8 protein-coding genes are annotated in these 7629 nt (G+C 58.3%); 7 read left to right on the forward strand and 1 reads right to left on the reverse strand.

Annotation, left to right across the window (positions count from 1 at the left end):
• Window positions 1-168 precede the first annotated feature (168 nt).
• Together secD and secF are read left to right on the forward strand one after the other, a co-directional pair.
• On the forward strand, window positions 169-2031 hold the full coding sequence (gene secD / locus PHD44_RS11780) for a protein translocase subunit SecD (protein ID WP_300191974.1): 1863 nt from the start codon (window positions 169-171) through the stop codon (window positions 2029-2031).
• A gap of 24 nt (window positions 2032-2055) precedes the next feature.
• Window positions 2056-2994, forward strand: coding sequence for a protein translocase subunit SecF (gene secF, locus PHD44_RS11785; RefSeq protein WP_300191976.1), 939 nt, complete (start codon window positions 2056-2058; stop codon window positions 2992-2994).
• Window positions 2995-3081: 87 nt separating this feature from the next.
• Here secF and PHD44_RS11790 read toward each other — a convergent pair whose 3' ends face one another.
• Window positions 3082-3873 (reverse strand): inositol monophosphatase family protein, encoded by a 792-nt coding sequence (locus PHD44_RS11790; RefSeq protein WP_300191978.1) that lies wholly within the window; start codon window positions 3871-3873, stop codon window positions 3082-3084.
• 108 nt (window positions 3874-3981) lie between these two features.
• Between PHD44_RS11790 and PHD44_RS11795 the strand changes: the two genes are divergently transcribed.
• The 5 genes from PHD44_RS11795 to rlmN all read left to right on the forward strand — a co-directional run.
• Window positions 3982-4797 carry an RNA methyltransferase gene (locus tag PHD44_RS11795; RefSeq protein WP_300191980.1) on the forward strand — a complete coding sequence of 272 codons (816 nt, stop codon included), beginning with the start codon at window positions 3982-3984 and terminating at the stop codon, window positions 4795-4797.
• Window positions 4794-5636, forward strand: coding sequence for a serine O-acetyltransferase (gene cysE, locus PHD44_RS11800; protein ID WP_300191982.1), 843 nt, complete (start codon window positions 4794-4796; stop codon window positions 5634-5636). The genes PHD44_RS11795 and cysE overlap by 4 nt, the downstream gene beginning before the upstream one ends.
• Before the next feature lie 236 nt (window positions 5637-5872).
• Entirely contained in the window at window positions 5873-6376 is a 504-nt protein-coding gene (locus tag PHD44_RS11805; protein ID WP_300191983.1) for an Rrf2 family transcriptional regulator, read from the forward strand.
• A 138-nt stretch (window positions 6377-6514) separates the two neighbouring features.
• Window positions 6515-6943 (forward strand): nucleoside-diphosphate kinase, encoded by a 429-nt coding sequence (gene ndk / locus PHD44_RS11810; RefSeq protein ID WP_300191985.1) that lies wholly within the window; start codon window positions 6515-6517, stop codon window positions 6941-6943.
• Window positions 6944-6965: 22 nt separating this feature from the next.
• On the forward strand, window positions 6966-7629 hold a 664-nt coding region (gene rlmN, locus PHD44_RS11815; RefSeq protein ID WP_300191987.1), incomplete at its 3' end, for a 23S rRNA (adenine(2503)-C(2))-methyltransferase RlmN.

Consider the following 7629-nt stretch of genomic DNA (forward strand, 5'->3'; position numbering starts at 1 on the left):
GTGGTGGCGCCCATACTGCGTGCGCATGCCAAGATCCGTGAATAGTTTTACGGACTCGTTATCGGGCATTTTCCCTGGACTTCCCCAGGGCTTATTTTCCGGGTTCATTCATGAAGGATGGGCCCTTGTTCGAGCCCCGTCGGGGCTGATTCAATACAGGCGTTCACGATGAATCGTTATCCGTGGTGGAAAAACCTGCTGATTATCCTGGTGCTTTTACTGGGCATTTTCTTCGCATTACCCAATCTATACGGTGAGAATCCGGCACTGCAAATCTCCAAGCGCAATGCCGTCATGGATCAGGCCGCTGTAGATAAGGCAGTGGCCGCGCTCAAGGCCGCCAATATTCCTGTCAAAAGCGCCCGCCTCGAAGACAAGGACGGCTTGATCCAGTTCAGTTCCACGGACGCGCAGCTCAAGGCGGTCAATGTCGTGCGCGAAGCATTGGGCGAGGATTATCCGGTCGCGCTCAATCTGGCGCCTGCGGCACCGCGCTGGATGCAGGACATGGGTGCCAAGCCGATGTACCTGGGGCTCGATTTGCGCGGCGGTGTGCACTTTTTGATGCAGATTGACATGCAGGCCGCCATCAAGACCGCACTGGAGCGTCGTGTTGACGGTATGCGCGGTGATTTACGCAAAGCCAATATCCGCTATGTGGCCGCCGATGTGGAAAACGGCAATGAAATCGCCCTGCGATTCCCGGATGCCGCGGCACGCGATGCCGCACTCAAATCCATGGCTGGCAACTACCCTGAATTAAAGTTCAACACCGAAGAACGTAACGGTGAACCTTATCTGACGGCGAAATTCACCGACGCTGGCGCAACCGCTGAGCGCAAAGCTGCCGTGGATCAGAACATCACCACCTTGCGCAACCGCGTCAACGAACTGGGTGTAGCCGAACCGCTCATCCAGCAACAGGGCGATGACCGGATCGTGGTCGAGTTGCCCGGCATTCAGGATACGGTTCGCGCCAAGGAAATCATCGGTGCCACCGCCACGCTGGAATTCCGGCTTGTTTCCGGCACACCCACCGACTGGGTCGATGCCGAGCAGAGTGGTCGCGTGCCACCGGATGCCCGGTTGTACCACGAAAAGGATGGCCGCCCGATTCTGCTCAAGCGTCAGGTCATCGTGACCGGCGACCGCATCACCGGCGCCTCGTCCGGCTTTGACCAGCGCTCAGGCTCACCTGCCGTATTCGTGAATCTGGATGGCCAAGGCGCGCGGCGCATGGCCGACATCACCGGTCAGAACATCGGCAAGCAGATGGGCGTGGTGTTCATCGAGCATCGCACCGAAACCAAGATGGTTGATGGCAAGCCTGTCAAAGACAAAAAAGTCATTCAGCAGGTCATCAACGTCGCCACCATTCAGGACCAGCTCGCCAATCGCTTCCAGATTACCGGCCTCGACTCGCCGGAAGAGGCACGTGATCTCGCACTGCTGCTGCGTGCCGGTGCGCTGCGTGCGCCGATGGACATCGTGGAAGAGCGCACCGTCGGCCCGAGCCTGGGTGCGCAGAACATCCAGTCGGGCGTCAATGCGTCGATTTTAGGCTTCGCACTGGTCGCTGCATTCATGCTGATTTACTACCGTGTTTTCGGCGTGACTGCGGTGGTCGCACTTGCAGTCAACCTGATCCTGATCGTCGCTGTGCTCTCGCTGTTGCAGGCCACGCTGACCTTGCCCGGTATTGCGGGGATGGTACTGACGCTGGGTATCGCGGTGGATGCCAACGTGCTGATCAACGAGCGTATCCGCGAAGAACTGCGCAACGGCCTGACGCCCCATGCCGCCATCAAGGCGGGATATGAGCGCGCCTTCGCCACCATTATCGATTCGCACGTTACTACCCTGCTTGCCGCCATCGTGCTGTTTGCCCTGGGTGCGGGCGCGGTGAAAGGGTTTGCCGTCACGCTGACCATCGGGATTCTGGCCTCGCTCTTTACCGCGATCATGGTGACGCGCGCGCTGGTGAATCTGATTTACGGTCGCCGCGTACGCCTGACCAAGATATCCATTTAATGGCCTCAAAATACGAGAACAGTGATGTTTAACCTATTCCCCTACAACGCCAAGTTCGATTTTTTCGGCAAGCGCAAATACGCCTACATCATCTCTGCCCTGTTGCTGATCGCTTCCATCGTGTCGCTATCGACGCGGGGCATCAATCTGGGGCTGGATTTCACCGGCGGGGTTGTGCTCGAAGTCGGCTATTCAAAAGCGGCTGACCTGGATGCCATCCGTGCCGATTTGAAGAAAAATGACTTCAAGGAAGCCGTGGTGCAATATTTCGGCTCCAGTGAAACGGTGATGATTCGCCTACCGCCCGCCAAGGGGCAGAACCAGAATCAACTCGCCGATCATGTGTTGTCTGTACTCAAGAAACAGGATGCGGGTGCGACCATGCGCCGGGTTGAATTTGTCGGCCCGGCTGTGGGCAAGGAGCTCTTCAACTCCGGCGGTCTGGCCATGATCGTGGTGCTAAGCGGCCTGCTGATTTTCGTGAGCCTGCGCTATCAGCTCAAAATGGCGACCGGTGCAGTGCTGACCTTGAGCCACGATTTGATCATGGTGTTTGGCTTTATCAGCGTCACCGGCATCGAGTTCAATCTCACCGTACTGGCCGCCTATCTGGCGCTCGCCGGTTACTCGATCAACGACATGATCGTGGTGTTCGACCGGATGCGGGAAAATTTCCGCAAAATTCGCAAAGGAACCGAAATCGAAATCATGAACGCCTCGGTCAACCAGACCATGTCCCGTACCGTGATTACGGCCACGACGACCTTTTTATCCGTACTATCGCTGTATATCTTCGGTGGCGAGGCCCTGCGCGGCTTTGCGGAAACGTTGCTGGTCGGCATCGTGCTTGGCACCTTCTCCTCGATCTATGTCGCCTCCAGCCTGTCGCTGGATTTGGGCTTAAAGCGCAAGGATCTCCTGAAATTGACCGACAAGGAAAAGCTGGTCGATACCGCACCCTGAGCTTTCACCGAACCAACAAAAAAGCCAGGCATTTGCCTGGCTTTTTTCATGCTGACCACGAGTCACGGTGGACAGCGTTGACCCCTATCAGAGCAGACTTTGAGAAATCGCCTTGAGCATGGCGTGGGTGATCTTCGGGTTGGCTGCAATCAGATTGCCATTGGTCATGAATTCTTCCTTGCCGGAAAAATCCACCACCACACCACCGGCCTCGCGCACCATCAACACGCCTGCGGCAATATCCCAGGGGCGCAGATCGAACTCCCAATAGCCATCCAGGCGCCCCGCGGCGACATAGGCCAAATCAAGCGCGGCCGAACCCGCGCGGCGAATCCCGGCCAATGGGCCATGCAGCGCGCGGAAGGTTTTAAGATAAGTTTCCAGATCCTGTTCGGGACGGAAGGGGAACCCCGTACCCAACAACGCCCCTTCGAGATTGCGCAGCCCTGCCACCCGAATACGTCGATTGTTCAAAAACGCACCGCCACCGCGCTCGGCCGTGTACAGCTCCAGATTGCTGGGGTTATAAATCACCCCCAACTCGATACGCCCCTGGTATTCCAGGGCGATCGAAACGGAATAATGCGGCAGGCCGTGCAGGAAGTTGGTCGTGCCATCCAGCGGATCAATGATCCAGCGATAGGCACTGTCGGCCTGACCGGAATCGCCCGATTCCTCGCCGAGAAACTGGTGGTCGGGATAAGCGCGTTTGAGGATGTCGATAATCGCGTGTTCCGCCTGACGATCGACCTCACTCACAAAATCGTTGCGTTGCTTGCTCTCGATAGTGAGATCGGCAACATGATCGGTAGCGCGGGAAATCACGGTTCCGGCAGCACGAGCGGCACGCACCGCCATAGTCAGCATAGGATGGGGCATAATGTTCAGTCAGTTCGGTCAAAGTGAGCAGCCCAAGCGGCAGCAGAAAATTCAGAACTGCGCATTATACCCGTGAAAAGGGACACACTTCGGAAAAATTATCGACCTATGACGTCATCGTCCGCTATCCACCACGCCTCATCACCAGACGCGCGCGCCGACCGCATTCAAATCGTCTTGTGCGGCACTTCACATACGGGCAACCTCGGCGCCGTCGCCCGCGCCATGAAGAACATGGGCTTGCACCGGCTGGTTCTGGTTTCCCCCAAAGCGACCATCGATGATCAGGCGCTGGCCACGGCAAAACACGCCGCAGACATCCTGAACACGGCAAGACAAGTGGACAACCTGCCCGCCGCACTCGCCGATTCGGTGGAAGTCTGGGCCACAACAGCCCGCCCGCGCGATCTGCACCTGCCCGTCTTATCGGCCCGCGCCGCCGCCGAAGTCATCGCCGCCACCACATCGACCGGGATGATCAGTATCGTCTTCGGGGCGGAGCGCACGGGGCTGACCAATCAGGAGCTCTCATGGGCGCAACGGATCATAGAAATACCCGCCAACCCGGACTACCCTGTATTGAACCTCGGGCAAGCCGTTCAAATCGTCGCCTACGAGTGGCGCATGGCGCATGAAACAGCCAGAAGTTCGCCCCAGCCCGAAATCGAAAATACCGACCCGGCCACCTCGGCACAATGGGCCGCATTCGAGCAACGATTGACCGAACAGCTCGACCGTACATCGTTCTTTCATCGCACCGGCAGCGCCGCAAAGGATATTGCCGCCAACCGGGAGCGACTCATGGGCCGCCTGCGCGTGCTGTGCCGCCGGGCAAACCCGACCCGAAACGAACTTGCCGTGATGCAGGGCATGCTGCGCGCCCTGACGGAATCGACGACACCCCAATCAGGAGCGAACACATGACACTTTGGCAGCGTTTTCGCGAGGACATCGACAGCGTATTCGAACGCGACCCGGCCGCGCGCAGCCGCTGGGAAATCGCGCTCTGCTACCCCGGTATCCACGCGATCTGGTGGCACCGATTGGCGCATCGGCTCTGGAACTGGCGACTTCGCCTGTTGGCGCGGATTGTCGCCAATATCGCGCGCTGGCTGACCGGCATTGAAATCCACCCCGCGGCCAAGATAGGCCGGCGGTTTTTCATCGATCACGGCATGGGTGTCGTCATCGGCGAAACGGCTGAAATCGGCGACGACTGCACCCTCTACCACGGCGTCACCTTGGGCGGCACGCAATGGGAAGCCGGCAAACGCCACCCGACCCTCGGCAACGGCGTGGTCGTCGGGGCGGGCGCCAAAGTGCTCGGGCCCATCACGCTGGGTGATGGCGTCCGCGTCGGCAGCAACGCCGTCTTGCTGAAAGACGCACCGGCCGGCGCCACCCTGGTCGGCATTCCCGCCCGCATCGTGGGCCAACGACCGCAGATTACCGAACGACAAGCCCGCATCGCCGAACGCCTGGGTTTCGATGCCTATGGCGTGGCGCAGGATATGCCCGATCCCGTGGCTGAAGTGATCGATCGCCTGCTCAGTCATGTGCAAGCCGCGGACGAACGCGCCAATCTTCTTGCCGGTCGTATTCGCGAATTACAAATACATGTCGGCATACAAACAGATGGCACCGCAACCGCTGAAGAGCCTCCCTTACCTAGTCTGGCTGGATGCCATCTGACGGAAGGAACCGGAGCGATCGGTTGCCCGCCCGCCACGGATGAAGATCCGCTCCCACAAAAGCCGAAATAAGTGCCCTGAAAGCCAACCGCGCCCCATCGATAGAGATCATCGGCAACCGCAATGTGCGATATTTGGTGCTTGTGTTCGCGGACAACTTAACCAAGAATTAATCAGGGGAATTGCCGAACTTACCAATCCTTGCGATCTTGGGCAGACGGACCGCAAGACTCGAGCGCAGAACTCGAGCATAAACCTTGGCATAAAATCCAAGTATGAAGCCTGAGCGCAACACATAGGACAAAAACATGAGACTGACCACCAAAGGCCGCTACGCAGTAACCGCGATGCTCGATCTGGCACTGCACGATCACGGCGACCCCACAGCACTGGCCGATATCGCGGACCGCCAGGAGCTCTCTCTCTCGTACCTTGAGCAACTGTTCGCGCAATTACGCCGGGCCGGGCTGGTCAAAAGCGTACGCGGCCCGGGCGGCGGCTATCAGCTCACGCGTCCTTCAACCGAAATCAATGTGGCAGAAATCGTCATCGCAGTGGATGAAGATGTGGATGTCACCCGTTGCGGGGGCCGTGGCGATTGCCAGAATGGCCACAAATGCCTGGCGCACGATTTATGGATGGGTCTGTCGGAACAGATTCGCGACTTTTTGACCGGCATCCATCTCGCCGACCTTCTAAACAACCCAGATCTGATCGGCGTCGCCATGCAGCAGGACCGTGCACTGCATGAATCGCGCGAACGCGATGGGGCCGGGCACCTTCGCGGCGCTGGCCTGCGACACAAGGGTTAAACCCGCACCGTTGCCTTTTATTTTGACCGGGCACTGGCCCGGTCATGGATTGTTGCCGCGCTTGGCGGTAAACTCTTGCCTCCTTGATTTTCTGTCATTTTTTCCATTTAACTTGTAACTTTCCCCAGGAGAAACCTTGTGGCCGTAGAACGCACCCTGTCGATTATCAAACCCGATGCCGTCGCTAAAAATGTGATCGGCAAAATCATCAGCCGTTTCGAAGACGCTGGCCTGGCTGTTGTAGCCGCGCGCATGATGCAACTTTCCCGCGAGCAGGCAGAAGGCTTCTACGCGGTTCACCGTGAGCGTCCCTTCTTCGGCGAACTGGTCAGCTTCATGATTTCCGGCCCGGTATTCGTACAGGTTCTCGAAGGCGAGAACGCCATTGCCAGGAACCGCGACCTGATGGGCGCGACCGATCCGAAGAAAGCGCCCCCCGGTACGATTCGTGCCGATTTCGCCGATTCCATCGATGCCAATGCCGTTCATGGCTCAGACAGCGCCGAGAACGCCGCGATTGAAATCGATTACTTCTTCAAGCCCGAAGAAGTCACCGCTCGTCGTTAATCGCAAAGCGCAAGGTCTGCCCGTGCCTCATATACCCTCCGCGACCGATTTGAACGCTACCGCGACCAAGCCGGAACGAAGTAACAAAATCAATCTGCTTGGGCTCACGCCTCAGCAATTGAAGGACTGGTTCGTCGAACTGGGCGAAAAGCCCTTTCGCGCCACCCAGCTCCTCAAATGGGTACACCAGCGGCGGGTAGACAGCTTTGACGATATGACGGATCTGGCCAAGAGCCTGCGCGACAAGCTCAAGGATCTGGCCTGCATCCGCGCACCGGCCATTCGCCTGGATCAACAATCGGGCGATGGCACACGCAAATTTTTGCTTGAATTGGATGGCGGCGGCTCAGTCGAGATGGTGTACATCCCGGAAGACGACCGCGCCACCTTATGCATTTCCTCACAGGTCGGCTGTTCGCTGGCCTGCACGTTCTGCTCCACGGGCCGACAAGGGTTCAACCGAAACCTCACTACGGCTGAAATCGTCGGTCAGCTCTGGCTCGCGGAACGAATGATCGACCGGGCGGTCAACCACAATCGCGCCATCAGTAATGTCGTATTCATGGGCATGGGCGAGCCCCTGCTCAACTTCGAATCGGTGGTTGATGCGGCCACGATCATGCTCGACGACAACGCCTATGGCCTGTCGCGGCGACGGGTGACGATCTCCACTTCGGGTATCATCC

It is taken from the genome of Halothiobacillus sp. (assembly GCF_028710545.1).
Taxonomy (GTDB): Bacteria; Pseudomonadota; Gammaproteobacteria; order Halothiobacillales; family Halothiobacillaceae; genus Halothiobacillus.